Source organism: Kluyvera sp. CHPC 1.251, assembly GCF_036759945.1.
Taxonomy (GTDB): domain Bacteria; phylum Pseudomonadota; class Gammaproteobacteria; order Enterobacterales; family Enterobacteriaceae; genus Kluyvera; species Kluyvera sichuanensis.
In genome coordinates this window covers 420,050-445,236 of the sequence record NZ_JAPKIC010000004.1, presented here as the reverse complement: position 1 = coordinate 445,236, position 25,187 = coordinate 420,050, and the positions used below count along the sequence as shown (strand labels likewise).

At 55.7% G+C, this 25,187-nt stretch carries 23 protein-coding genes; 8 read left to right on the top strand and 15 right to left on the bottom strand.

Going from position 1 to position 25,187, the window contains the following annotated elements; genetic code table 11:
• Positions 1-299 precede the first annotated feature (299 nt).
• Positions 300-1,343, top strand: coding sequence for a quinolinate synthase NadA (gene nadA / locus V6940_RS11195; protein ID WP_333495918.1), 1,044 nt, complete (start codon positions 300-302; stop codon positions 1,341-1,343).
• A gap of 23 nt (positions 1,344-1,366) precedes the next feature.
• Positions 1,367-2,086 (top strand): nicotinamide riboside transporter PnuC, encoded by a 720-nt coding sequence (gene pnuC, locus V6940_RS11190; RefSeq protein ID WP_333495905.1) that lies wholly within the window; start codon positions 1,367-1,369, stop codon positions 2,084-2,086.
• Here the strand turns inward: pnuC and zitB are convergent.
• Positions 2,083-3,027: a CDF family zinc transporter ZitB gene (gene zitB, locus V6940_RS11185; RefSeq protein WP_333495904.1), complete on the bottom strand. Its 945-nt coding sequence runs from the start codon at positions 3,025-3,027 to the stop codon at positions 2,083-2,085. The genes pnuC and zitB overlap by 4 nt on opposite strands.
• A 333-nt stretch (positions 3,028-3,360) precedes the next feature.
• On the opposite strand from zitB, the gene aroG reads away from it, so the two are divergent.
• Positions 3,361-4,413, top strand: coding sequence for a 3-deoxy-7-phosphoheptulonate synthase AroG (gene aroG, locus V6940_RS11180; protein ID WP_333495903.1), 1,053 nt, complete (start codon positions 3,361-3,363; stop codon positions 4,411-4,413).
• A 145-nt stretch (positions 4,414-4,558) separates the two neighbouring features.
• Here the strand turns inward: aroG and gpmA are convergent, their stop codons facing one another.
• The 7 genes from gpmA to modE all read right to left on the bottom strand — a co-directional run bounded on the left by gpmA (position 4,559) and on the right by modE (position 12,441).
• Positions 4,559-5,311 carry a 2,3-diphosphoglycerate-dependent phosphoglycerate mutase gene (gene gpmA, locus V6940_RS11175; RefSeq protein ID WP_035892201.1) on the bottom strand — a complete coding sequence of 251 codons (753 nt, stop codon included), beginning with the start codon at positions 5,309-5,311 and terminating at the stop codon, positions 4,559-4,561.
• A 286-nt stretch (positions 5,312-5,597) separates the two neighbouring features.
• The gene (galM, locus tag V6940_RS11170) at positions 5,598-6,638 is read right to left on the bottom strand and encodes a galactose-1-epimerase (protein WP_333495902.1); all 1,041 of its coding nucleotides are present in this window, start codon (positions 6,636-6,638) and stop codon (positions 5,598-5,600) included.
• Entirely contained in the window at positions 6,632-7,780 is a 1,149-nt protein-coding gene (gene galK, locus V6940_RS11165) for a galactokinase (RefSeq protein WP_220438423.1), read from the bottom strand. Before galK ends, galM begins: the two co-directional genes overlap by 7 nt.
• Positions 7,781-7,782: 2 nt before the next feature.
• Positions 7,783-8,829, bottom strand: a complete 1,047-nt coding sequence (galT, locus tag V6940_RS11160) for a galactose-1-phosphate uridylyltransferase (RefSeq protein WP_333495901.1) — start codon at positions 8,827-8,829, stop codon at positions 7,783-7,785.
• 10 nt (positions 8,830-8,839) lie between these two features.
• Positions 8,840-9,856: a UDP-glucose 4-epimerase GalE gene (galE, locus tag V6940_RS11155; protein ID WP_333495900.1), complete on the bottom strand. Its 1,017-nt coding sequence runs from the start codon at positions 9,854-9,856 to the stop codon at positions 8,840-8,842.
• Positions 9,857-10,115: 259 nt separating this feature from the next.
• The gene (modF, locus tag V6940_RS11150) at positions 10,116-11,585 is read right to left on the bottom strand and encodes a molybdate ABC transporter ATP-binding protein ModF (protein ID WP_333495899.1); all 1,470 of its coding nucleotides are present in this window, start codon (positions 11,583-11,585) and stop codon (positions 10,116-10,118) included.
• A gap of 67 nt (positions 11,586-11,652) precedes the next feature.
• Positions 11,653-12,441, bottom strand: a complete 789-nt coding sequence (gene modE, locus V6940_RS11145; protein WP_333495898.1) for a molybdenum-dependent transcriptional regulator — start codon at positions 12,439-12,441, stop codon at positions 11,653-11,655.
• Between the two features lie 130 nt (positions 12,442-12,571).
• Between modE and V6940_RS11140 the strand changes: the two genes are divergently transcribed.
• The 4 genes from V6940_RS11140 (at position 12,572) to modC (ending at position 15,421) form a co-directional block, all read left to right on the top strand.
• On the top strand, positions 12,572-12,721 hold the full coding sequence (locus V6940_RS11140; RefSeq protein ID WP_185666726.1) for an AcrZ family multidrug efflux pump-associated protein: 150 nt from the start codon (positions 12,572-12,574) through the stop codon (positions 12,719-12,721).
• Positions 12,722-12,897: 176 nt separating this feature from the next.
• On the top strand, positions 12,898-13,671 hold the full coding sequence (gene modA, locus V6940_RS11135) for a molybdate ABC transporter substrate-binding protein (protein WP_220438420.1): 774 nt from the start codon (positions 12,898-12,900) through the stop codon (positions 13,669-13,671).
• Positions 13,671-14,360 carry a molybdate ABC transporter permease subunit gene (gene modB / locus V6940_RS11130; RefSeq protein ID WP_035892212.1) on the top strand — a complete coding sequence of 230 codons (690 nt, stop codon included), beginning with the start codon at positions 13,671-13,673 and terminating at the stop codon, positions 14,358-14,360. Before modA ends, modB begins: the two co-directional genes overlap by 1 nt.
• Positions 14,361-14,362: 2 nt before the next feature.
• Positions 14,363-15,421, top strand: a complete 1,059-nt coding sequence (gene modC, locus V6940_RS11125) for a molybdenum ABC transporter ATP-binding protein ModC (protein WP_333495897.1) — start codon at positions 14,363-14,365, stop codon at positions 15,419-15,421.
• On the opposite strand, the gene V6940_RS11120 is transcribed toward modC, so the two are convergent.
• Positions 15,422-16,240 carry a pyridoxal phosphatase gene (locus V6940_RS11120; protein WP_333495896.1) on the bottom strand — a complete coding sequence of 273 codons (819 nt, stop codon included), beginning with the start codon at positions 16,238-16,240 and terminating at the stop codon, positions 15,422-15,424. It lies immediately after the preceding gene.
• A 129-nt stretch (positions 16,241-16,369) separates the two neighbouring features.
• Here V6940_RS11120 and pgl point away from each other — a divergent pair, with 129 nt between their 5' ends.
• A complete protein-coding gene (pgl, locus tag V6940_RS11115) occupies positions 16,370-17,365 on the top strand; it encodes a 6-phosphogluconolactonase (RefSeq protein WP_185666722.1) in 996 nt (331 codons plus the stop codon).
• A 113-nt stretch (positions 17,366-17,478) separates the two neighbouring features.
• On the opposite strand, the gene V6940_RS11110 is transcribed toward pgl, so the two are convergent.
• The 6 genes from V6940_RS11110 to bioA form a co-directional block, all read right to left on the bottom strand.
• A complete protein-coding gene (locus V6940_RS11110; protein ID WP_333495895.1) occupies positions 17,479-18,762 on the bottom strand; it encodes a putative acyl-CoA thioester hydrolase in 1,284 nt (427 codons plus the stop codon).
• A gap of 206 nt (positions 18,763-18,968) precedes the next feature.
• Positions 18,969-19,631: an MltR family transcriptional regulator gene (locus V6940_RS11105; RefSeq protein WP_442910804.1), complete on the bottom strand. Its 663-nt coding sequence runs from the start codon at positions 19,629-19,631 to the stop codon at positions 18,969-18,971.
• Between the two features lie 61 nt (positions 19,632-19,692).
• The gene (locus V6940_RS11100; RefSeq protein WP_333495894.1) at positions 19,693-20,847 is read right to left on the bottom strand and encodes a mannitol-1-phosphate 5-dehydrogenase; all 1,155 of its coding nucleotides are present in this window, start codon (positions 20,845-20,847) and stop codon (positions 19,693-19,695) included.
• Positions 20,848-20,901: 54 nt separating this feature from the next.
• Positions 20,902-22,887 (bottom strand): PTS mannitol transporter subunit IICBA, encoded by a 1,986-nt coding sequence (locus V6940_RS11095; protein ID WP_333495893.1) that lies wholly within the window; start codon positions 22,885-22,887, stop codon positions 20,902-20,904.
• Between the two features lie 460 nt (positions 22,888-23,347).
• The gene (locus V6940_RS11090) at positions 23,348-23,824 is read right to left on the bottom strand and encodes a kinase inhibitor (RefSeq protein ID WP_315407324.1); all 477 of its coding nucleotides are present in this window, start codon (positions 23,822-23,824) and stop codon (positions 23,348-23,350) included.
• A gap of 70 nt (positions 23,825-23,894) precedes the next feature.
• Complete coding sequence (bioA, locus tag V6940_RS11085; protein WP_333495892.1) at positions 23,895-25,184, bottom strand: adenosylmethionine--8-amino-7-oxononanoate transaminase; 1,290 nt, start codon at positions 25,182-25,184, stop codon at positions 23,895-23,897.
• Positions 25,185-25,187 lie beyond the last annotated feature (3 nt).

The following is a 25,187-nucleotide window of genomic DNA, read 5'->3' as shown; positions in this document are numbered from 1 at the left end:
TCCTGCACGACCCACCAATGTAAAAAAGCGCCCTAAAGGCGCTTTTTTGCTATCTACGATTTGATACCTGTCTTAATTTAAATTTTAGCGTCGCTGATGCTCGGTCGGGCTACGGTTGCGTTTGTCTGTAGTCCGGCCGAGGTGCAACTTATCGACTCCGGGGAAGGGCGCAAAATTCACCACGACTTTTCTCATGGAATCGGCTATCTTGTTTAGCATATAAAACATATTGCCGTGGTAACGGCGAATCTTCGCCGAATAACCGTTTATTTCGTTAAGCCAGTAAAACGAGAAGCATGATGAGCGTGATGTTTGACCCAGAAGCCGCAATTTATCCGTTCCCGCCGAAGCCTGTTCCGTTAAGTTTCGATGAGAAGCAATTTTATCGCGAGAAAATCAAGCGGTTGCTTAAAGAACGTGATGCCGTCATGGTGGCACACTACTACACCGATCCCGAAATCCAACAACTGGCGGAAGAGACCGGCGGCTGTATTTCTGATTCGCTGGAGATGGCGCGCTTCGGAGCAAAACACCCAGCCTCCACGCTTCTGGTGGCAGGCGTTCGTTTTATGGGCGAAACCGCGAAAATCCTTAGCCCGGAAAAAACGGTTCTGATGCCGACGCTGAACGCTGAATGCTCGCTCGACCTGGGCTGTCCTATTGACGAGTTCAATGCTTTCTGTGATGCCCACCCTGACCGTACCGTTGTGGTCTATGCCAACACCTCGGCAGCGGTGAAAGCCCGCGCCGACTGGGTGGTGACCTCGAGCATTGCCGTTGAGCTTATCGAGCATCTCGATAGCCTGGGAGAGAAAATTATCTGGGCGCCAGACCGCCATCTTGGCCGCTACGTGCAAAAACAGACCGGTGCAGACGTGCTGTGCTGGCAAGGTGCATGTATCGTCCACGACGAGTTTAAAACCCAGGCATTGAGCCGCATGAAATCGCTGTACCCGCAGGCAGCGGTGCTGGTGCACCCGGAGTCCCCGCAGGCGATTGTTGATATGGCCGATGCCGTCGGTTCAACCAGCCAGTTGATTAATGCCGCCAAAACGTTGCCGCATCAACAGCTTATTGTGGCAACCGATCGCGGCATTTTCTACAAAATGCAGCAGGCCGTGCCGGATAAAGAGCTGTTCGAAGCACCAACAGCCGGTGAAGGGGCAACCTGCCGCACCTGTGCACACTGCCCGTGGATGGCGATGAACGGCCTGAAGGCCATTGCTGAAGGTCTGGAGAACGGCGGCCATGCCCATGAGATCCACGTCGATGAACAACTGCGTCAGGGCGCGCTGGTTCCGCTGAACCGGATGCTGGATTTTGCGGCTACACTACGAGGGTAAACCTCTAACGCGCTGGAGTTAAAATGGATTTCTTTAGTACGCAAAACATTCTGGTTCATATACCGCTGGGCGCGGGAGGCTACGACCTCTCGTGGATAGAAGCGGTAGGGACGGTTGCCGGGCTGCTCTGTATCTGGTTGGCAAGCCTTGAAAAGATCGTGAACTACCTGTTTGGCCTGATCAACGTTACGCTGTTTGCGATCATCTTTTTCCAGATTCAGCTCTACGCTAGCCTGCTGTTACAGCTGTTCTTTTTTGCGGCCAACCTTTACGGCTGGTACGCATGGTCGCGGCAAACTAGCCAGAATGAAGCTGAGCTGCAAATTCGCTGGCTGCCATTGCCCAAAGCGCTAAGCTGGCTGGCGGCATGCGTGGTGGCGATTGCGCTGATGACGCTCTATATCGACCCTGTTTTCGCCGTGCTCACGCGGGTTGCGGTTAACGTGATGCAGGGAATGGGCATGAACGTGGTGATGCCGACGCTGCAGCCGGATGCGTTCCCGTTCTGGGACTCAAGCATGATGGTGTTGTCGATTGCGGCGATGGTGCTGATGACCCGCAAATACGTCGAGAACTGGCTGCTGTGGGTAATCATTAACGTTATCAGCGTGGCGATTTTTGCCCTACAAGGGGTTTACGCTATGGCGTTGGAGTATCTGATCCTGACCTTCATCGCGCTCAACGGCAGCCGGATGTGGATGAATAGCGCACGTGAACGGGGTTCTCGCGCGCTGTCCCATTAATGGTGGTGATGATGCCCGTGTTCGGAATGCGCCTCGTTAAGGTGGCATTCCGGGCCGCTACAGGGCTGGTATTCCATCTGCACCGTTGCATGATCGATTTGATAGTGCTCTTCGAGAAAGTGATGAATACGATCCAGCAGTGCATCATGATCGTGCGGCGGTACCACCTGAACGTGTAGCGTCATCAGCGGTTTTTCACCGACCAGCCAGACGTGTACATGGTGCACGTCGCGTACTTCAGGCAGTGAACGGCGCATATTGCGCTTTAACGCCGCCACGTCGATTGACTGCGGCGCCCCCTCCAGCAGTTCGTTCATACTCTCTTTCAGCAACGACCAGGCGCTACGTAGTACCAGGCAGGAGACCAGCACCGAGAGAATCGGATCGATGGGCGTCCAGCCGGTGGTCATGATAACCACTGCCGCCACAATCGCACCCACTGAACCCAGTAAATCCCCCATCACATGCAGCGCCGCTGCGCGCACGTTCAGGTTTTTCTCTTCGCTACCGCGATGCAAAATCCAGAAGGCCAGAATATTTGCCAGCAGCCCGGCGACCGCAATGACCATCATGGTGACGCCTGCCACCGGCTGCGGATGATAGAAGCGTTGCACGGCTTCCCAGACAATCAGGATGATGATAAACAGCAGGGCAATGGCGTTGACGAAGGCGGCGAGGGTGGTCAGACGCAGCCAGCCGAAAGTGTGACGCCCGCTCGGTGGTCGACTGGCAAAGCGCACGGCCAGCAGCGCGAACAATAGCGCGGCTGAGTCGGTCAGCATATGCCCGGCATCGGCGAGCAGCGCCAGCGATCCGGAGACAACCCCGCCAATCGCCTCGACGACCATAAAACCCGCGGTTACCCCAAAAGCCAGCAGTAAACGACGGGCATTGCCATCATTTCGCGTGGTGTGCGAGTGTGAATCATGCCTATGCGCCATGATGCTCATCCTTCCCTATTTGAGTGTGACTATCTGACATCATTGCAGATCTTTGCTTTTTCCGCACAGAAATACGCAACGAAATCCCATGGGCAAAAATAGCGTCTGATGCGGCATGTGATGTTGAAATATATTGTTTTTAGCATAATTTATAGATTATTAAATCGTTAGTTGCCGTTATGACGCCAATGTTTTGCTATTAAATTCTAAATTGTAGGGTTTTTTTAGTTATTCCCCGGCTAAAGTGTAAAAGCCAGTTTACACTTTTTGGCTGACGATATAGATTGAAGGGATTGCACTCAATTGTATAAGTATGGCAACACTGGAACAGTCATGAATTATCAGAACGACGATTTACGCATTAAAGAGATCAACGAGTTATTACCTCCTGTAGCACTCCTTGAAAAATTCCCAGCCACTGAAAATGCCGCCAATACGGTGTCTCATGCCCGTAAGGCGATCCATCAGATCCTGAAAGGGGATGACGATCGTCTACTGGTCGTGATCGGTCCTTGCTCGATTCACGATCCGGCTGCTGCCAAAGAGTATGCGCAGCGCCTGCTGAAAATTCGTGAGGAACTGCAGAGCGAGCTGGAAATCGTCATGCGCGTCTATTTTGAAAAGCCGCGCACCACCGTTGGCTGGAAAGGGCTGATTAACGATCCGCATATGGATAACAGCTTCCAGATTAACGACGGCCTGCGTATCGCACGTAAGCTGCTGCTCGATATTAACGACAGCGGCCTGCCAGCGGCGGGCGAGTTCCTGGATATGATCACCCCGCAGTACCTGGCAGATCTCATGAGCTGGGGTGCGATCGGTGCGCGTACCACCGAATCTCAGGTTCACCGCGAGCTGGCGTCTGGTCTGTCTTGCCCGGTTGGTTTCAAAAACGGTACCGATGGCACCATTAAAGTGGCCATTGATGCCATCAATGCTGCCGGTGCGCCGCACTGTTTCCTGTCCGTGACCAAATGGGGCCATTCAGCGATTGTGAACACCAGCGGTAACGGCGATTGCCATATCATCCTGCGCGGCGGTAAAGAGCCAAACTATAGCGCCTCCCACGTGGCCGCGGTGAAAGAGGGTCTGGCGAAAGCAGGTCTGCCGGCGCAAATCATGATTGATTTCAGCCACGCTAACTCCAGCAAGCAGTTTAAAAAGCAGATGGAAGTTGGCACGGATGTTTGCAACCAGATTGCCAACGGCGAGAAAGCCATTATGGGCGTGATGATTGAAAGCCACCTGGTGGAAGGTAATCAGAACCCGGACAGCGGTGAACCGCTGGTGTATGGTAAGAGCATCACCGATGCCTGCATTAACTGGGAAGATACCGATACTGTCCTGCGCCAGTTAGCGAACGCGGTTAAGGCACGCCGCGGTTAATTTGTTCCCCGGGGTCGGTGCTACGCATCTCGCCCGGGCTACGTTTAGAAAGTAGCCCGGCCAAACGAAGTGCCGCCGGGAACGCAGCAGAAATAAAAAAAGCGTGGAATATTCCACGCTTTTTTCTTTTACCGTTCAGCGAAAATTATTTCGCTTTACCCTGGTTTGCCACGGCCGCCGCTTTTGCAGCGATTTCGTCAGCGTTACCCAGATAGTAATGTTTGATTGGCTTGAAGTTTTCGTCAAACTCATACACCAGCGGTACGCCAGTTGGGATGTTCAGTTCGAGGATCTCGTCTTCGCCCATGTTGTCCAGGTATTTCACCAGCGCACGCAGGGAGTTACCGTGAGCGGCGATGATTACGCGCTCACCGCTTTTCAGGCGTGGCAGAATGGTTTCATTCCAGTATGGGACAACGCGTTCAATGGTCAGCGCCAGGCTTTCGGTGGTTGGCAGCTCTTTATCGGTCAGCTTCGCGTAGCGCGGGTCGTGGCCCGGATAGCGCTCGTCATCTTTGGTCAGCTCTGGTGGGGTTACCGCGAAGCCGCGACGCCACTGTTTAACCTGCTCGTCACCGTATTTTTCAGCGGTTTCCGCTTTGTTCAGACCCTGCAGCGCACCGTAGTGACGCTCGTTCAGCTTCCAGGATTTCTCAACCGGCAGCCAGGCCTGATCCAGTTCATCCAGCACGTTCCACAGAGTGTGGATGGCACGTTTCAGCACGGAGGTATAAGCAAAATCAAAGCTGAAGCCTTCAGCCTTCAGCAGTTTACCTGCCGCTTTTGCTTCGCTAACGCCTTTCTCAGACAGATCAACGTCGTACCAACCGGTGAAGCGGTTTTCGTTGTTCCACTGACTTTCACCGTGACGAACCAGTACCAGCTTAGTTACAGCCATACTCTCACTCCTCAAGCTTTATTGAATGATAACAATTCTCATTATATTGCCGCGATAGGCTCGACGGCAACGCTTATGCATAACCATAGCGAAAATAGTGCCCCAGTGTAAGGTGCATGTGAACCAGGCGTTATGATTTTGTCTTTGCGTGACGTAATTTTCAGCAATGTGGCTAAAACTTCGACGAGGCAGAGAAAGGGAGTAGCCCGGCCGAGCGGAGCGACGCCGGGGAACCCCCGGAGTCGGTGCTATCGCACCTCGTCCGGGGCACGGGTAAGCCACGTGATTATAATGCGGTAAACTGATATTCCGTCAGGCTGACGTACTCTTCGCCTGGGCGCAGCATGCAGTCCGGCTGCGGCCACTCAGGATGGTTCGGGCTATCCGGCAGGAACTCGCTTTCCAGCGCCAGACCTTGCCAGGCGGCGTAGGGCTGCGGGCTGCGGGACAGCGTACCGTCCAGGTAATTACCGGAGTAGAACTGAATGGCCGGTGCGGAGGTGTAGACCGTCATCTGCAGTTTTTCATCCTGGGACCAGACATAACCGACGGGTTGAGTCGCATCGCCTTTTGCCTGCAGCAAGAACGCGTGGTCGTAGCCTTTCACTTTCTTCTGGTCATTGTCGCTCAGAAAATCCTGTGCCACGGTTTTCGGCTCGCGGAAATCGAAGCTGGTGTTCGCAACGTCTTTCAGCCCATCGTGTGGGATCCCGCTCTCATCGACCGGCAGATAAGCATCTGCCAGCAGTTGAAGCTTGTGGTTGCGTACATCGGTCTGATCGCCATCGAGGTTGAAATAGACGTGGTTCGTCAGATTCACCGGACAGGTTTTATCGACGGTTGCGCGATACTCAATAGAGATGCGGTTATCTTCGGTCAGGCGATAGATAGCCGTCGCCTGAAGCTCGCCCGGATACCCCTGGTCGCCATCAGGCGAGGTGAGGGTGAAAATGACTTCCGTCGGGTTCTGCGAGGCAATCGCCCAGCGGCGTTTGTCGAAGCCTTCTGGCCCGCCGTGCAGCTGGTTTTTGCCCTGGCTTGGCGCGAGTTCAACCGTCTGCCCATCGAGCGTATAGCGGCTGTTGGCGATGCGGTTGGCGTAACGGCCAATCGATGCGCCGAGGAACGCAGCCTGTTCGGCATACTGTTCCGGCGATGCACAGCCCAGCAGCGCTTCACGGACGCTGCCGTCTTTCATCGGAATGCGCGCAGATAACAGCGTTGCACCCCAATCCATTAACGTTACCACCACGCCACCGGCGTTGCGTAACGTCATCAGTCGATACGGCTGGCCATCAGCGGCCAGCGCAGGCGTTTCTCTTAGCACTGTCCTGCTCCTTGTGACGGTTTGCAGACGTAGAACGTCTCTTTAATTCCGGTTTTGGCTTCATACTGCTCGGCCACGGCCTGTTTCACTGCGGGTACCAGTGCTTCAGGGATCAGCGCGACGATGCAGCCACCGAAGCCGCCGCCGGTCATACGCACGCCGCCCTGGTCGCCGATAGTCGCTTTCACGATATCAACCAGCGTATCAATCTGCGGTACGGTGATTTCGAAATCATCGCGCATGGAAGCGTGGGATTCCGCCATCAGCTGACCCATACGCAGCAGGTCACCTTTTTCCAGCGCAGCCGCTGCTTCAACGGTACGCGCGTTTTCGGTCAGCACGTGACGTACGCGCTTCGCGACAATTGGGTCCAGTTCGTGGGCCACGGCGTTGAATTCATTGATGGTCACGTCACGCAGCGCCGGGCGCTGGAAGAAGCGCGCACCGGTTTCACACTGCTCGCGGCGGGTGTTGTACTCGCTGCCGACCAGAGTGCGTTTAAAGTTGCTGTTGATGATCACCACCGCGACGCCTTCCGGCATGGAGACGGCTTTGGTGCCAAGCGAACGACAGTCGATCAGCAGCGCGTGGTCTTTCTTGCCGAGCGCAGAGATCAACTGGTCCATAATGCCGCAGTTACAGCCGACAAACTGGTTTTCCGCTTCCTGACCGTTCAGCGCAATCTGTGCGCCATCCAGCGGCAGATGATACAGCTGCTGGAAGACGGTACCGACTGCGACTTCCAGCGAGGCGGATGAACTCAGGCCCGCGCCCTGCGGCACGTTGCCGCTGATAACGAGGTCCGCGCCGCCAAAGGCGTTATTACGTTTTTGCAGATGTTTCACCACGCCGCGTACATAGTTGGACCACTGCTGGGTATCGTGGCTAACGATCGGTGCATCGAGAGAGAATTCGTCGCTCTGGTTATCGTAGTCGGCGGCAATCACTCGCACCAGGCGGTCATCACGCGGTGAACAGCTGATCACCGTCTGGTAATCGATGGCGCACGGCAGAACAAAACCGTCGTTGTAGTCGGTGTGTTCACCAATCAGGTTAACGCGGCCCGGAGCCTGAATGACGTGGGTAGCAGGATAGCCGAATTTCTCAGCGAACAGGGTTTGGGTTTTATCTTTCAGACTCATTGTTATTCTCCGGACTCGCGAAAGTGGATGTCGCTGACCGCGCGCAGGCGTTCAGCCGCTTGTTCTGCCGTCAGGTCGCGCTGGGTTTCTGCCAGCATTTCATAGCCAACCATAAATTTGCGCACGGTAGCGGAGCGCAGCAGCGGCGGATAGAAATGGGCATGCAGCTGCCAGTGTGCGTTTTCTTCGCCGTTGAACGGCGCGCCGTGCCAGCCCATCGAGTAGGGGAAGGAGCACTGGAACAGGTTGTCGTAACGGCTGGTGAGTTTTTTCAGCGCCAGCGCTAAATCGTCACGCTGTGCCTCGGTTAAATCGGTAATCCGCAGCACGTGCGCTTTTGGCAGCAGCAGCGTTTCGAACGGCCACGCCGCCCAGTACGGCACCACCGCCAGCCAGTGCTCGGTTTCTACCACCGTACGGCTGCCGTCTGCCAGTTCACGGTTAACGTAGTCGACCAGCATTGGTGATTTCTGCTCGGCGTAGTATTCACGCATCAGGCGATCTTCACGCTCGATTTCATTCGGCAGGAAGCTGTTGGCCCAGACCTGGCCGTGCGGGTGCGGGTTAGAGCAGCCCATCGCCGCACCTTTGTTTTCGAACACCTGTACCCACGGATACTGCTGGCCGAGTTCAGCGGTTTGCTCCTGCCAGGTTTTCACGACGGCTTTCAGCGCATCGACGCTCAGCTCAGGCAGCGTTTTGCTGTGGTCAGGCGAGAAGCAAATCACCCGGCTGGTGCCGCGCGCGCTCTGGCAACGCATCAGCGGATCGTCGCTTTCAGGCGCGTCTGGCGTGTCGGTCATCAGCGCGGCAAAGTCATTGGTAAAAATGTATGTGCTGGTGTAGTCGGGGTTTTTATCGCCCGTCACCCGAGTATTACCCGGGCATAAAAAACAATCCGGATCGTGCGCGGGCAGCGTCTGTTTTGCTGGTGTCTCTTGCGCCCCTTGCCATGGGCGCTTTGCACGATGCGGTGATACAAGGATCCACTGGCCGGTTAACGGATTAAAACGGCGGTGTGGATGGTCGACGGGGTTAAATTGCGTCATGACAAAATCCTTAGTCTGGATATCCCTGAGGATGACGGGACTGCCAGTTCCAGGTGTCCTGCGCCATTTCGTCAAGGTTACGGGTTACGCGCCAGTTCAGCTCTTTGTCGGCTTTGGTCGCATCGGCCCAGTAGGCCGGAAGATCGCCGTCGCGACGTGGAGCAAAATGGTAGTTAATTGGTTTGCCACAGGCTTTGCTGAACGCGTTGACCACATCCAGCACGCTGCTGCCGACGCCTGCGCCCAGGTTGTAAATATGCACGCCGGCTTTGTTCGCCAGTTTTTCCATCGCGGCAACGTGACCGTCGGCAAGGTCCATCACGTGGATGTAATCGCGCACGCCGGTGCCGTCAGGTGTAGGGTAGTCGTTGCCGAAAATGGCCAGTGACTCGCGGCGGCCCACGGCGACCTGAGCGATGTACGGCATCAGGTTGTTCGGGATGCCCTGCGGGTCTTCACCCATATCGCCGGACTGATGTGCACCCACCGGGTTGAAGTAGCGCAGCAGTGCAATACTCCACTCCGGCTGCGCTTTTTGCAGGTCGGTCAGGATCTGTTCAACCATCAGTTTGCTCTTGCCGTACGGGCTTTGTGGCGTACCGGTAGGGAAGCTTTCGACGTAAGGAATTTTCGGCTGATCGCCATAGACGGTTGCGGAGGAGCTGAAGATGAAGTTTTTGACGTTGGCGGTGCGCATTGCAGCAACCAGACGTAGGGTACCGGTGACGTTATTGTCATAGTACTCCAGCGGCTTTTGCACCGACTCGCCCACGGCTTTCAGGCCCGCGAAGTGAATCACCGCTTCAATGGTGTGTTCCTTGAGGATCTCAACCATCAGCGCTTCGTTCCGAATATCGCCTTCGACGAAGCTCGGCTGCTTGCCGCCCAGGCGGGCAATGACCGGTACAACGCTGTGCTTGCTGTTGCACAGGTTATCGAGGATGACGACATCGTGGCCCTGTTGCAGCAGTTGCACACATGTGTGGCTTCCTATGTAACCGCTACCACCTGTAACCAATACTTTCATTTTTAGCTCCGTTAAGCTTATGGCATGGAATAACCTTAGCATAACAGAGAAGCCAAAAGTGTGACATGGGCTAAATTAGTGGAATCGTTTACACTAGCAAAATCAACGTAATGATTTCATATTTTTTCATTATAAATCAAAGAAGTTAACGATGAAGGGTGAAAATAGTCTGAAAAAGGAGGCGTGGGGACAGGGCATATTGTGTAAACCCGGCGGCGCTGCCTGGCCGGGCTACATTTAGAGAGTACGCCTGACCTTCTTAAATCGGGCCGACCTCATAGCGATAACCGTCGCCGTCAGCAACAAACTCAAGCCGATGGGTGATGCACTCCGGCGCGTCCTCCGCGTGGTGTGACACAAACAGTAGCTGCGTTTTACCTTCGCTAATCAGTACATCCACAAAGCGGCGAACCACCTGGCGGTTGAGTGGATCTAGCCCCTGCAGTGGTTCATCGAGGATCAGCAGCGTCGGGTGCTTCACCAGCGCGCGCACGATCAGTGCCAGTCGCTGTTGTCCCCAGGAGAGGCTGTGGAACGGCGCGTCTGCGGTGCGCGGGTCCATGCCAAGGATTTGCAGCCACTCATCAACCAGCTTGCGCTGTTTGTCAGAGACGGCCTGATAGATGCCGATGGAATCAAAATAGCCAGAGAGGATCACGTTGCGCAGCGTGGTGCTCACCCGGTAATCCAGATGCAGGCTGCTGCTGACGTAGCCGATATGTTTTTTAATATCCCAGATGGTTTCACCGCTGCCGCGTCGGCGGCCAAACAGCGTCAGATCGTTGCTGTAGCCCTGCGGATGATCGCCAGTGACCAGGCTTAGCAGGGTGGATTTCCCCGCGCCATTCGGGCCAACAATTTGCCAGTGCTCTTCCGGAGCGACCGTCCAGCTTAAATGGTCAATGATCGCACGATCGTTATAGGAGACCACGCCGTCGTTCAGCACGATGCGAGGTAGATCGTCGGCAATAGACAACCGCGCGGACGGTGCATCGGGTTCTGGCAGGGTCATGCCGGAGAGCTTTTCGCTGTGTGCCAGCTGTGCAATCAGCGTTTGCGCAAGCAGCGCTTTTTTCTCGCCGGTTTCCGTCAGGGTACAGTCGGCCAGTACCCCGGCAAACGGCACGAACTCAGGGATATCATCAAAGCGATTGAGCACCAGCACCAGCGTATAACCCGCGTTATGTAACTCACCAAGATGTTCCGCCAGTTGGCGGCGAGAGGCCACGTCCAGGCCGTCAAAGGGCTCATCGAGGATCAACAGATCCGGCTGCGTCATCAGCGCCTGACAGAGCAGGGTTTTGCGGGTTTCACCGGTGGAGAGGTATTTAAAGCGGCGACTTAGCAGATGGCTGATGCCAAACTGCGCGGCAAGCCGGGCACACAGGGCGTCGTCTTTGACTTCATCCTGGATGATTTGCGCGGTGGTGCGCCCGGTATCGTCTTCGTCCGGGCTAAGCATATCGGTGTTGTTGCGTTGCCACTCGTCGCTGACCAGCTTTTGCAACTGCTCGAAGGAGAGGTGAGCAATGCGGGTGAAGGTAGCGTCGCGGCTGCCAGAAAGCAGCGGCAGTTCGCCTGCCAGCGCGCGGGCCAGCGCCGATTTGCCACTGCCGTTGCTGCCGACAAAAGCCCAGCTCTCTCCGGCACGCAGCGTCAGATGCTCAATTTTTAGTGTTTTTGTGTCGCTAAGACGAAACGTGCCTTGCGAAATTTGCAATGATGACATGATGTATCCCGTTTTTTGCAGCGATGTGCATCAGGGATACGTCTTCCTCAGCGCAAAGTCAATGCCATCAGCACAACGTGGCAAGAATGATGCGATCGGCGTTAAAGAATGCTGTGACGTCAGCACCTTCTTCCAGCCCTGCGGCGTCGGCCAGCGGTAGCGTCGCACACAGGGTCTGCCCATCCGGCAGCGCCATCAGCACTTCACACTGTTCTTCACCACGCTGGATATGGCTGATACGGCACGGAAGCTGGTTGTCTGCCGCTGCGGCAACCTGGGGATCGCGAGTGACGCTGACCCACGGCGCTTTCAGCAATACCAGCACCTCTTTGCCTTCATCCAGCCCTAAACGCTCGCCGCTCTGGGCGGTGATCGCCACCTTGAGGCGGGTGTTGCCATCGGCCAGCAGGATATCAACGTGTTGCTGTACCTGCTGATGGTCACGCTGAGTGACGGTACCAAACCACTGGTTACGGGCGCTGGTTTGCAGGGAGAAGCGCGAAATAGCGGCGAGCAGGCTGTCTAACGGCAGCGCGTCGTCGTCGCTAAGCACATCAAAGGCTTTTTGCTGAATTTGCGCCAGCAGGTCGTAGAGCTGAATCAGGCGCTGGCCGTAGCGGGTAAGCACCGCGCCGCCGCCGCCTTTGCCGCCGGTGGCGCGGTCGACCAGCGATTGCTCGCTCAGCTGGTTCATTTCATTAATCGCATCCCATGCGCTCTTATAACTGATACCCGCATTTTTCGCTCCCTGGCTGATGGAGCCGGTCTGTGCTATTTGTTTGAGGAGTGAAATGCGGCGCGGATCGGCGAACAGGCGCTGCTGGAGCTTGAGGGTAAGAAGGATTTCAGCCTGCATAAGAGTATCCTGGCAATAAAAAGGGTATTTTGACCCAAATGTTAGCAAGCGGAAAGCACACCGCACAAAAGGGAGTGTATTTCTGCGATATCCGGTTACAATAACCGCATCACAATGTCTGGAGTAAACCATGTTAGAGCTGTTGAAAAGTCTGGTTTTTGCCGTAATCATGGTACCCGTAGTGATGGCTATCATCCTGGGGTTAATTTACGGTCTGGGTGAAGTGTTTAACATTTTCTCCGGTGTCGGTCACAAAAACGGCAACCAGCAAAATCACTGATTTCCCCCAAACGCCCGGTTTAACCGGGCGTTTTGCTATGAAGTTCTTCACACTCCTGCCGATAACACCCCGTAAACACAGCAATAATTCATGTATCTGTAATGCATTAATCTAAGAAAGCCCCTATACTCTTCGCTGTATTTTTCGATATACAACGGCACACACAGGAGTTTCAAATGACAGGTTCATGGTTACGTTTGTTTGCAGGAGCGACTTTAACGCTTTCCGTTGCAGGTCACGCGCTGGCGGACGAAAGCAAAATCACCGTATTTGCGGCAGCATCGCTGACCAACGCAATGCAGGATATTGCGAAAGAGTATAAAAAAGAGAAGAACGTTGATGTGGTTTCTTCCTTTGCTTCCTCTTCTACTCTGGCCCGCCAGATTGAAGCAGGCGCTCCGGCTGACTTGTTTATCTCCGCAGACCAGAAATGGATGGACTATGCGGTAGATAAAAAGGCCATCGACACCGCGTCTCGTGAAACCCTGCTGGGCAATAGCCTGGTCGTCGTGGCGCCAAAAGCGAGCGCACAGGGCGATATCACCATTGATGCCAAAACCAACTGGACCAGTCTGCTGAAAGGCGGCCGTCTGGCGGTGGGTGACCCTGACCACGTACCGGCGGGCATCTATGCGAAAGAAGCGCTGCAGAAGCTGGGCGCATGGGACACTCTGTCACCGAAACTGGCGCCGGCTGAAGACGTGCGAGGTGCGCTGGCGTTGGTTGAACGTAACGAAGCGCCGCTGGGCATCGTCTACGGTTCCGACGCAGTCGCAAGCAAAGGTGTGAAAGTGGTTGGCACCTTCCCGGAAGATTCGCACAAGAAAGTGGAATACCCGATTGCCATTATCGATGGCCATAAAAACGCAACTGTCTCGGCGTTCTACGACTACCTGAAAGGGCCGCAGGCATCCGAAATCTTTAAACGTTACGGATTTACGACGCACTAATGATATTGACCGATCCCGAATGGCAGGCGGTTCTGCTGAGCCTTAAAGTGTCATCCCTGGCCGTGGTGTTTAGCTTGCCGTTTGGGATCTTCTTCGCCTGGCTGCTGGTCCGCCGCAGCTTCCCCGGCAAAGCGCTGCTGGATGGCCTTATCCATCTGCCGCTGGTGCTGCCGCCGGTGGTGGTGGGGTATCTGCTGTTGATTGCGCTGGGGCGTCGAGGATTTATTGGCTCCTGGCTGTATGATTGGTTCGGCCTGACCTTTGCCTTTAGCTGGCGTGGCGCGGTCATTGCTGCAGCGGTGATGTCGTTCCCGCTGATGGTTCGCGCGATTCGTCTGGCGCTGGAAGGGGTAGACGTCAAGCTGGAGCAAGCGGCCCGTACGTTGGGTGCTGGGCGCTGGCGAGTGTTTTGCACCATAACGCTACCGCTGATGCTGCCCGGTATTATCGTCGGCACCGTGCTGGCCTTTGCTCGCTCGCTCGGCGAGTTTGGTGCGACCATTACTTTCGTATCGAATATTCCAGGTGAAACCCGCACTATCCCCTCTGCAATGTATACCTTGATCCAGACTCCCGGCGGCGAAAGCGCGGCGGCGCGTCTGTGTCTGATTTCCATCGTACTGGCGCTGATTTCCCTGATGATCTCTGAATGGCTGGCAAGCATTAGCCGCCGTCGGATGGGGGCGTAACCATGCTGGAGCTGAATTTTAGCCAGACGCTCGGTACGCACTGTCTGCAAATTGATGAATCGCTGCCGGCTTCCGGTATCACCGCCGTATTTGGCGTCTCCGGGGCAGGTAAAACCTCGCTGATTAACGCTATCAGCGGCCTGACCAAACCGCAGCAGGGTCGCATTGTGCTCAATGGCCGTGTGCTGAACGATGCGGAGCAGGGCGTCTGTCTGGCACCGGAAAAACGCCGCGTCGGCTACGTGTTTCAGGATGCGCGACTGTTCCCGCACTACAAGGTGCGCGGTAATCTGCGTTACGGCATGGCGAAAAGCATGGCCGACCAGTTCGATAAGCTGGTGACGCTGCTGGGTATTGAACCTTTGCTCGATAGGCTGCCGGGCAGCCTCTCCGGCGGTGAAAAACAGCGCGTGGCGATTGGCCGTGCGTTGCTAACCGCCCCTGAGTTACTGCTGCTCGATGAACCGCTGGCCTCGCTTGATATCCCGCGTAAACGCGAGCTGCTGCCGTATCTGCAGCGCCTGGCGCGGGAAATTAACATCCCTATGCTTTACGTCAGCCACTCGCTGGATGAGATTCTCCATCTGGCGGATAAAGTGCTGGTGCTGGAAGACGGCAAGGTGAAAGCGTTCGGCAACCTGGAAGAGGTGTGGGGCAGCAGCGTGATGCACCCATGGCTGCCGCAGGATCAGCAGAGCAGCATTCTGCGCGTGACGGTGCTGGAGCACCATCCACACTATGCCATGACCGCGCTAGCGCTGGGCGACCAGCATATCTGGGTCAACAAGCTGGATAAGCCGCTACAGAGCGCGGTGCGCGTGCGCATTCAGGCCACTGATGTGTCGCTGGTGCTGCAACCGTCGTTACACACCAGTATCCGTAACGTGCTGCACGCAAAGGTGGTGCAGTGCTACGACGATAACGGGCAGGTAGAAGTACAGCTGGACGTGAGCGGACGCACGCTGTGGGCGCGCGTCAGCCCGTGGGCTCGCGATGACCTGGCGATTAAACCAGGCCAGTGGCTCTATGCTCAGGTGAAAAGCGTGTCGATCACCGCCTGATTACAGCAGGTGTTTATTGATGTAGTCGGCGATGGCATCGGTGGTGTTGTCGCCAATCACCACGTTGGCGCGGGCTTTTACCGCGTCGTCGGCATTGCCCATCGCCACGCCGGTTCCGGCAGCTTCCAGCATACTAATGTCATTAAAGTTATCGCCAAACGCCACCACATCCTGCATCGACCAGCCCTGGTCGGTGATAAACTGCGTCAGGCGTTTGCCTTTGCTGTTCCCCTGGCGGGCGATATCGACCTGATCGTGCCACGACCATTCGCACTCCAGCTGCAGCGTTTTTTCGACATGCTCGGCGAATTCACGCAGCTTTTGCCCATTTTCATCGGTCAGCGCGAACTTCCAGACGTTCTCGACTTCATGAGCGGCCTGCGCCAGTGAATCAACCTGGGTAAACGACGGGCGCTGGGCTTCCGGCAGGCTCTGTGCCCAGTTGCTGGTGCGCACCACGTGGCCGGTTGGATACTGATACATCATGGTATCGTCGACGTACATCAGGCCGTGCACCTGATGTTCATCCAACAGCGTAATCAGTTGTTGGGCTTTTTCGACTGGCATCGGGTCGGCGGTCAGTACTTTTTTATTTTGATAATCATAAAGATAAGTACCATTACAACAAATTGCAGGTGTATCTAACGCCAGTGCCTGATAAAAAGGATGAATGGCAACGTGATGTCGACCGGTAACAATCATTAATTGATAGCCAGCCGCTCTGGCACGATTCAGCGCTTCCAGTGAAGAGGGAAACAGAGTTTTCTTTGGCGTCAGGAGCGTTCCGTCCAGATCCAGGGCAATCACACGTGCAGTCATAGTGTTGTCTCGAGTTAAAGAGAAAATTCGCTGTTCAGGATGGTACACCGAGTTACCTGTACGGCAAAATTGTGTGGACCAGGCCGCGACTCGTCGCCGCCAATTCAATGTTTTCAGAAAGGAGTAGTCATGAAACAGACCGTTTATACCGCCAGCCCGGAGAGCCAGCAGATCCACGTCTGGACGCTGAACCATGACGGCAGCCTGACGCTGGTTCAGGTGGTGGATGTCCCAGGTCAGGTACAGCCAATGGTTGTCAGCCCTGATAAACGCTTTCTGTACGTCGGCGTACGCCCTGAATTCCGCGTACTGGCTTACCGCATTGCCCCAGACGACGGTGCACTGACCTTTGAAGCCGAAGCGCCGCTGCCGGGTAGCCCAACCCATATCTCCACCGATCGCAAAGGCAATTTCGTCTTTAGCGCCTCCTACAACCAGGCCAACGTCAGCGTGATTCGTCTGGAAGATGGTCTGCCGCGCGATACCGTGACGGTCGTGGAAGGGCTGGACGGTTGCCACTCGGCGAACATTTCCCCGGACAACCGCACCCTGTGGGTACCGGCACTGAAGCAGGATCGCATCTGCTTGTTCACGCTGAGCGATGATGGTTTCCTGTCCGCGCAGACTCCTGCGGAAGTGACTACCGTAGAAGGCGCTGGCCCGCGCCATATGGTGTTCCATCCGAACGAACAGTACGGCTACTGCGTCAACGAACTGAACGGTTCTGTCGATGTGTGGGAACTGAAAGATCCATACGGCAAAATTGAGTGCGTGCAGACGCTGGACATGATGCCTGCTGATTTCACCGATACCCGCTGGGCGGCAGATATTCATATCACCCCGGACGGTCGTCACCTATACACCTGTGACCGTACCTCCAGCCTGATTACCATCTTCAGCGTATCAGAAGACGGCAGCGTGCTGTCACTGGAAGGCTTCCAGCCAACCGAAACGCAACCGCGCGGTTTTAACGTCGATCACAGCGGGAAATACCTGATTGCCGCCGGGCAGAAATCGCACCACGTTGCGGTGTATGAGATTGCCGGTGAGCAGGGGCTACTGCAGGAGAAAGGGCGTTACGCGGTAGGCCAGGGCCCGATGTGGGTGGTGGTTAACGCGTATTGATCGACGTCGCCATGCGGCAATGTCGGCATGAGGCCTGATGGCGCTACGCTTATCAGGCTTGGGTGATAAAAAAAGGCCCATGATCTCATGGGCCTTTTTCACATCATCACGAATTACTTCTTAGGTTCAGCCACTACGTGACTTCCCACGCCGCGGTTGTTGTACTCCCACATGCGGTTGAAGTTACGGTCGTTCAGATCGCGCTTCAGCTGACCTTTCTCGTCCTGCGCGCCGGTATTGCCGCTGAACGGACGTTTAGAAACGGCAGCATCAGCCCACGGTTTCGCTGAGTTAAAGCCTTCGTTAATCACGCTATCGCGAATCACCACCTGACCGTTGGTGTTGCTATCAACGTCCAGAGAGCGGCCCAGCTGTGCTACGCCGTCACCGGCAGCGGTAAAGCGGCTGTTAGTGGCGAGGAAACCGAAATAGACGTTGGACAGTGTTGCTGGAGCGAACACGTAGCCTTCCTGCTGGGTGCGCGAGTTCACCACGCGGAAGTCAGTGTTATCAAACACCACGGCGCCACGGCCGGAAACGATATCTACATCGCCTTCCAGGTAGCTGTTGCTGACCAGCGTACGGGTCTGGCGGTTGTTCTGCAGACGGTTATCAACGCCGCTGTTGGTCACGAAGAAGGTGTTCTGACGACCAAGAATATTGACGTTGTTGATCTGCGTTTTGTCACCGTCAGTGCGCAGGGCAACGGCCTGGTGAGTGCCCGCATCAACGCTGTCACCCAGGTTGTTGGCGATAGTCAGGTTCTGCAGCTGCAGGCCATTATTCTGTGACCAGACAACCGCTGAGCACATCACGCCGACGGTGGCGGTGCGTTTGCTCTGGCAGCTGTCAAACATGTACCACGCCGGTTTGCCAGGCATGTATTTACCGCCTGGGTTGACCTGACGGCGCCAGGTGGTTGGGTCCATCTCGGAGTCGATAGCCAGACCAATTTTCACGTCGGTGGCTTTTTCGCCGGTACCGTAAATGGTCACGCTGCCCGGTGCAGCTGGAATATAGACGGTACCATCGTATTCGCCCGGCAGAACGGCGATATACAGACGTGAGCTGCTGTGGCGAGCAATGGCGGCGTCAACGGCAGCCTGAATGCTGGTGTGGGTAACGCCCTGCGTACCCGCTGGCCCTACCACGAAGTCTGCTTTGGCTGGAACGGCGATGGAAGACGGAGACCAGACGGCAGCGTTAGGATCGAGCGATGAGAAATAACGAGCGGCGACAAAGTTCTGCGCTTCATCAGCTGACAGCACCGGACGAGAAACTGTACCAGGGGCTGCCTGGTCAGAAGGTCGTTGATCCGCTGGGGTTGAGCTGCAAGCCGTCAGTGTCACGCCAAAAGCCAATGCCAGCGCCAGACGAGAAACCGAGAAAGTGTTCATGTTGCTCCAGGCTAATTTAAGTGAATGTGAATCCCGTAAAAGCAGCCTTTTTATACTAAGTTGAGCGAAACGGGAAGATGTGCTGGCAAAAAAATCGCCTGTTTTTTTGCCGACTTACCGTTACGGAAGGAAAGGGAAGGTTTCTGGCGGAGGTGACCGCCATTTGCCAGGAGCATTCGTAGAGACGATGGAACACCATCGTCCTGCTAGAATGCTTTTTTGTGGGCCAGACGAGTAATTAAATCGGTGATGCTCAATACCAGCGCCGAACGCACCATTTGCTGATAGCGCTGCTCCTGCATGGTTCTTAGCGCGTCATCCACCACATCTTCCGGCATATGCAGCGTTGGAGGCGGTGGCAGTGCTGCCATGCTATGCAGCATGCTAATCGGGCCGAGGATTTCATCATCGGTAAAGCTGTAAACGGTCTTTTCCTGCTCCAGCTCGTTGTTCAGCGCCACCAGCAGCTCAACGTCTTCATATTCATCGCGGCTGATCACGCCGAGCGCGTAAATGAGCTTGAGGCGCACCGACAGGTTGGCCAGCGGGCCGCTACCTTCGAGCAGCGGTTCGACGGCGTACTTAACGGCATAATCGTCTTTACGAAAGGCCTGAAGAATCAGCTGATCGACCGCTTCAGCCAGCAATAAGACGGCGGTCTGGATAAAACCGCTAAGCGTCTGGCGCGCGTTGAGCTTTTCCAGCACGCGGTTCTCCGCGGCCTGGTTTTTATAAAGGTCAGATTCGTCCATTGTCGCCATCATGGTGGTTTCATTGACCGAAGAGCGCGGCTTTAGCGGCGTCGGCTCTTTCGGATGATGTCCTTGTATCTCTGGTTGCGTCGTCAAACGCAGTCGATTTTGTTTCATCTTACCTTCTTATTCCGGAGCTGCTGCCGGGACAGCAGCTCCAACCCTATGGGCAACAACATTATTTCCGTTGCATGGCGTTATACACATTCGCTATCTGGGCGACAAGCGTTGGCTGGTCCTGCAGGCCGCAGACCTGGGTGACGGTGTGGGTGACGCCATTATCGCGCAGCAGGCTCGCCATTTCTTGCGCCTGCGGGTCATCGCCGCTGCGATAGCTTAACGCTGCCGCAATGCCCATCACCAGGTTGTTATGAGGCAAGCCGTACTCCAGCGTGCCGCGCAATGGCTTGATCAGACGATCGCCTTCGCTGAGCTTACGCAGCGGCTGACGGCCCACACGCTCCACGTCGTCGTGCAGGTATGGGTTTTCAAAGCGAGTCAGGATCTTCTCGATATAGGCCGCATGCTGCTCGGCATTAAAGCCGTAGCGTTTGATCAGCACGTTGCCGCTCTCCACCATCGCACCTTTCACCACATCGCGAATGGCCGGGTCGAGAATGGCATCGCGAATCGTTTTATGCCCGGCCAGTTGACCAAGATAAGCGGTAATTGCATGACCGGTATTGAGGGTAAACAGCTTACGCTCGATATAGGCCATCAGATTGCTGGTGGACTCCATACCGGCGATTTCCGGCAGCGCGCCTTTAAACTGCGTGCTGTCGACAATCCACTCGCTAAAGGTTTCCACGGTCACGTCCAGCGGATCGTCGTTCGCCGCCGAGCCCGGCGGTACGATACGGTCAACTGCGGAATCGACGAAACCAATATGCTCTTCTACCCAGCCGTGCAGCGCAACGGGCATCGCCTGCAGCACATGCTGTTTGAGCTGGCTGGTACCGCGCACCATATTTTCACAGGCGATGATGTTCATCGGTTGATGATTACCGTTGTCATGACGGGCAATCAGTCCCTGCGCTAGCGTACTGGCGATTTTGCTCAATACCTGTGGGCCCACGGCGGTGGTGATGATGTCGGCTTCAGCAATCTGCTGGATGGCATCCGGGCTGTTGCTATGGATAGCGCTGACGCGGTTAACCTGCTCGATGCGGGCATTTTCACCCACCACGTTGACCTGATAGTGCTGCTGATGCGCTAGCTGATCGACCAGCGGCTGGTTAACGTCGGCAAAGGTTAACTCCGCCTGGGCATCGGCCAGCAGTTTACCGATAAATCCCCGACCAATATTCCCTGCACCAAAATGAATCGCTTTCATAAATTTGACCTCGAGAAAAACTTTCCATGTCAGGGGCGGCTCGCCCCTGAAGCCTTATGCTGCTTGTTCGCCGGACAGGATTTGTAGAATTTCCTGCACGCTGCTGGTCTGCGTCAGACGGTCAATCACGTCTTTATCATCCAGGGCGTTTGCTAAGCGGGCGATAACCTGTACGTGCTCGTTGTTGCGGGCGGCAATGCCGATAACCAGGCGGGCAATATCGTCCGGCTCATCGCCGAATCGAACGCCTTCTGGGTACTGGCAAATGACAATCCCGGTGCGCAGCACGCGGTCTTTGGCTTCTACGGTACCGTGCGGCACCGCAATGGATTCTCCCAGGTAAGTGGTGGTCAGCGCTTCACGCGCCAGCATGGCATCAACATAGTCCGGTTCAACGTAGCCACCGGAGACCAGCATCTCACCGGCAAAGCGGATAGCCTGGGCCTTATTCTCTGCGGTCAGGTTGAGGAAGATGTTGTCCGCGCTGAGCTTAAACAGATTCTCATCGCGCTCGGTGCCGTCGAAAGCGTCATCGTTCGCCGCGATAATCGTCTGGTTAATGAGACGGCCGTCGTTCGCAGCGGCAGGCAGTTTGGCCGCCAGTAGACGGGTGGTCAGGTCGGTATACAGGCCGCTATCAAGGAAGTTGGAGAGCGACATGTGCATCGCCTGCGGCGCAAAGCGCATGGCGCGTTCGGTTAAGTCCTGATGGGTAATCACCAGGTCAACGTCGTCAGGCAGGCTGTTAATCGCGCAGTTACTCACTGAAATGTGGGTCAGGCCCGCATCTTTAACCTTTTTACGCAGCACGCCTGCGCCCAGTGCGCTGGAGCCCATGCCCGCATCACACGCCACGATGATTTTACGCACGTGGTGCAAATCTTTAGACAGATCGAGCGTTTCGCTGCGCATCGCTGGCTGTGGCAGTTCACCAGAGGATTTCCCACCGGATTTTGACTGCTGTTTCAGGCTCTGCATGCGACGGGTGGCTTCGGCCAGACCGTTGCTCTCTTCATCGCCAACGCGAACGCGTTTCAGCAACATTGAGGCAGTCAGGAAAGAGACCAGCGTTGAGGCCAGAATCGACAGCACCACGCCAATAATGGACGCCTTCGGTGTCATCAGCAGTACGGCAAAGATAGAGCCAGGAGAGGCCGGGGAGACCAGGCCAGCGTTGAACAGCGTCAGAGTAAAGACGCCGGTCATGCCGCCCAGAATCACCGCCAGCAGCAGGCGTGGGTTCATCAGCACGTACGGGAAGTAGATTTCGTGGATACCGCCGAAGAAGTGAATAATCGCCGCACCGCCCGCAGACTGCTTGGCGCTGCCTTTACCAAAGAACATGTACGCCAGCAGTACGCCGAGGCCTGGACCTGGGTTCGCTTCAATCAGGAAGAAGATAGATTTACCGGTTTCGGTGGCCTGCTGAATACCCAGCGGTGAGAAGATACCGTGGTTAATGGCATTGTTGAGGAACAGAATTTTTGCCGGTTCAACAAAGATAGAGGTCAGCGGCAGCAGGTTGTTCTGCACCATGACGTTAACGCCGGTTGCCAGCGCTTTAGAGAGCAGCTCAACCATCGGGCCAATTGCCAGGAAGGCGAGCATTGCCAACAGCATGCCGATGATACCGGCTGAGAAGTTGTTCACCAGCATCTCAAAGCCGCTTTTGATTTTACCGTCAACCCAGCGGTCGAAGCGTTTAATCGCCCAGCCGCCCAGCGGACCGGCAATCATCGCGCCCATAAACATTGGCATATCGGCGCCAACGATAACGCCCATGGTGGTTATGGCACCAACCACGCCACCGCGTTCGCCACCGATAAGGCGACCACCGGTATAACCGATTAACAGCGGCAGCAGATAGGTGATCATCGGGCCGACCAGTTTGGCTAACGTCTCGTTAGGAAGCCATCCGGTGGGAATAAACAGTGCAGTAATCAAACCCCAGGCAATGAATGCGCCAATATTGGGCATCACCATATTGCTGAGGAAGCGGCCAAAATTCTGTACCTTGACCTTGATATCTGGTGATAACATAAAAACACCCCTCGTGGTGCGCGTCTTAGATGCTGCGCGTCGTCATAGTTGTGATGGTTTCGCCAAAAACCATCCAGTCGTTCAGTATGCAAAATCGACTCTATCACGGCGTTTTCGTCTCGCGTACCCCGAGGGGTGTTTGTGATCTTGATCACTCTCATCACCCCATTAACAGGTCAATTTTGGTGATCGTTGTCACATAAAGTGGCTGTAAGTTGGCTACAAAGCGAAAATCTGTCCATTCCTGCCCTCTTTTTTGTGATTTAAGTCACCTTTCTTATTGGCGTGTTTGTTTTTAAATTGTGATCAAATTCACAAGATAAATTTACATTCCCCTCACACTCCTGTGCTTTCCTGCCACGCATTGGCATTTACGTTAGAAAATTACAGCGCTTCGCCATCAGCTACAAAAAAGCCCTGCGAGGTTTCCCCGGCAGGGCGTGAACGGAATAGGGTGCAACTAGCTGAACAGGGCGGTGATGGATGCGCTGCCGAGGCTATGGAAGTGCACGTTGAAGCCGACCATCGCGCCGCTGGCGCCTTCATCAACCTCAATGCTCTCAACGTCCATCGCATGGACGGTGAAGATATAACGGTGGGTTTCGCCTTTCGGCGGTGCCGCGCCGCCGTAGCCCGCTTTACCAAAGTCAGTACGAGTTTGCAGGGCGCCAGCCGGTAACCCGACCAAGCCTGAACCTGCACCGGTTGGCAGTTCACGGGTATCGGCTGGAATATTGGCAACGATCCAGTGCCACCAGCCGGAGCCGGTTGGGGCATCCGGGTCGTAGCAGGTTACGACAAAGCTTTTGGTGCCCGCAGGAACGTCATCCCAGGCCAGATGGGGAGAAAGGTTTTCGCCATCGTAGCCCATGCCGTTGAACACCTGGCGATGAGGGAGCTTTTCACCGTCACGCAGGTCGTGGCTGACTAATTTCATCAACTGCCTCCTTTGTTAATCAACTGATTAACAAAGGAGTGTAGCGGTAACGTGGGGAGATTACCGCAGCTTATTGGATAAAAAATGTTTCCTGCTCGACCGCGAGACACACCGCCCGCGTCAGGCGCGTCAGCTGCTGTGGCGTAATCGGGTACGGTGGCATCAGATAAATCAGGCGGCCAAACGGACGAATCCACACCCCTTGTTCAACGAAGAAACGCTGGAGCAGCGCCGGGTTCACCGGATAGCGCGTCTCGACGACGCCAATGGCCCCCAGCACGCGGACATCGGCGACCAGCGGCGCGTCGGCGGCCGGAGCGAGTTCGCGCTTGAGTTGACGTTCAATCGCCGCCACCTGCGTTTGCCACTCGCCGCTTTCCAGCAGCGCCAGGCTTTCTGTCGCGACGGCGCAGGCCAGCGGGTTACCCATAAAGGTCGGGCCGTGCATAAAGCAGCCCGCTTCGCCGTTGCTGATGGTCTCGGCAACCTCACGGGTGGTGATGGTGGCGGAGAGGGTCATGGTGCCGCCGGTCAACGCCTTGCCAAGGCACAAAATATCGGCGCTGATGCCCGCATGATCGCAGGCAAAGAGCTTGCCGGTACGGCCAAAGCCGGTGGCAATTTCATCGGCAATCAGCAGGATCCCCTCGCGATCGCACATCTTACGGATGCGTTTGAGCCACTCCGGATGATACATCCGCATACCGCCCGCGCCCTGAACCACAGGCTCAAGAATAACGGCAGCAATTTCGTGACGATGCGCGGCCATCAGGCGGGCAAAGGCCACCATATCGTACTCGTCAAACTCCCCGTCAAAGCGGCTATGCGGTGCGGGTGCGAAGAGGTTCTCCGGCAGATAACCCTTCCACAGACTGTGCATGGAGTTATCCGGGTCACACACCGACATCGCGCCAAAGGTATCGCCGTGATAGCCGTTACGGAAAGTCAGGAAACGCTGGCGTGATTCGCCTTTGGCCTGCCAGTACTGCAGGGCCATTTTCATCGCCACTTCCACCGCTACCGAACCCGAGTCGGCAAGGAACACGCACTCCAGCGGCTCCGGGGTCATCGCCACCAGTTTACGGCACAACGCCACGGCGGAAGGGTGGGTGATCCCGCCAAACATCACGTGCGACATCAGGTCAACTTGCGTCTTCATCGCCGCGTTCAGGCGCGGGTGGTTGTAGCCGTGAATGGCTGCCCACCACGAGGACATGCCGTCCACCAGATGCTCGCCGCTGGCGAGGTGTAGCTCGCAGCCCTCGGCGGAAACCACCGGGTAGACCGGCAGTGGTTTAGTCATTGAGGTATAGGGATGCCAGATATGGCGGCTATCGAAGGCAAGATCGTCCGTTGTCATAAT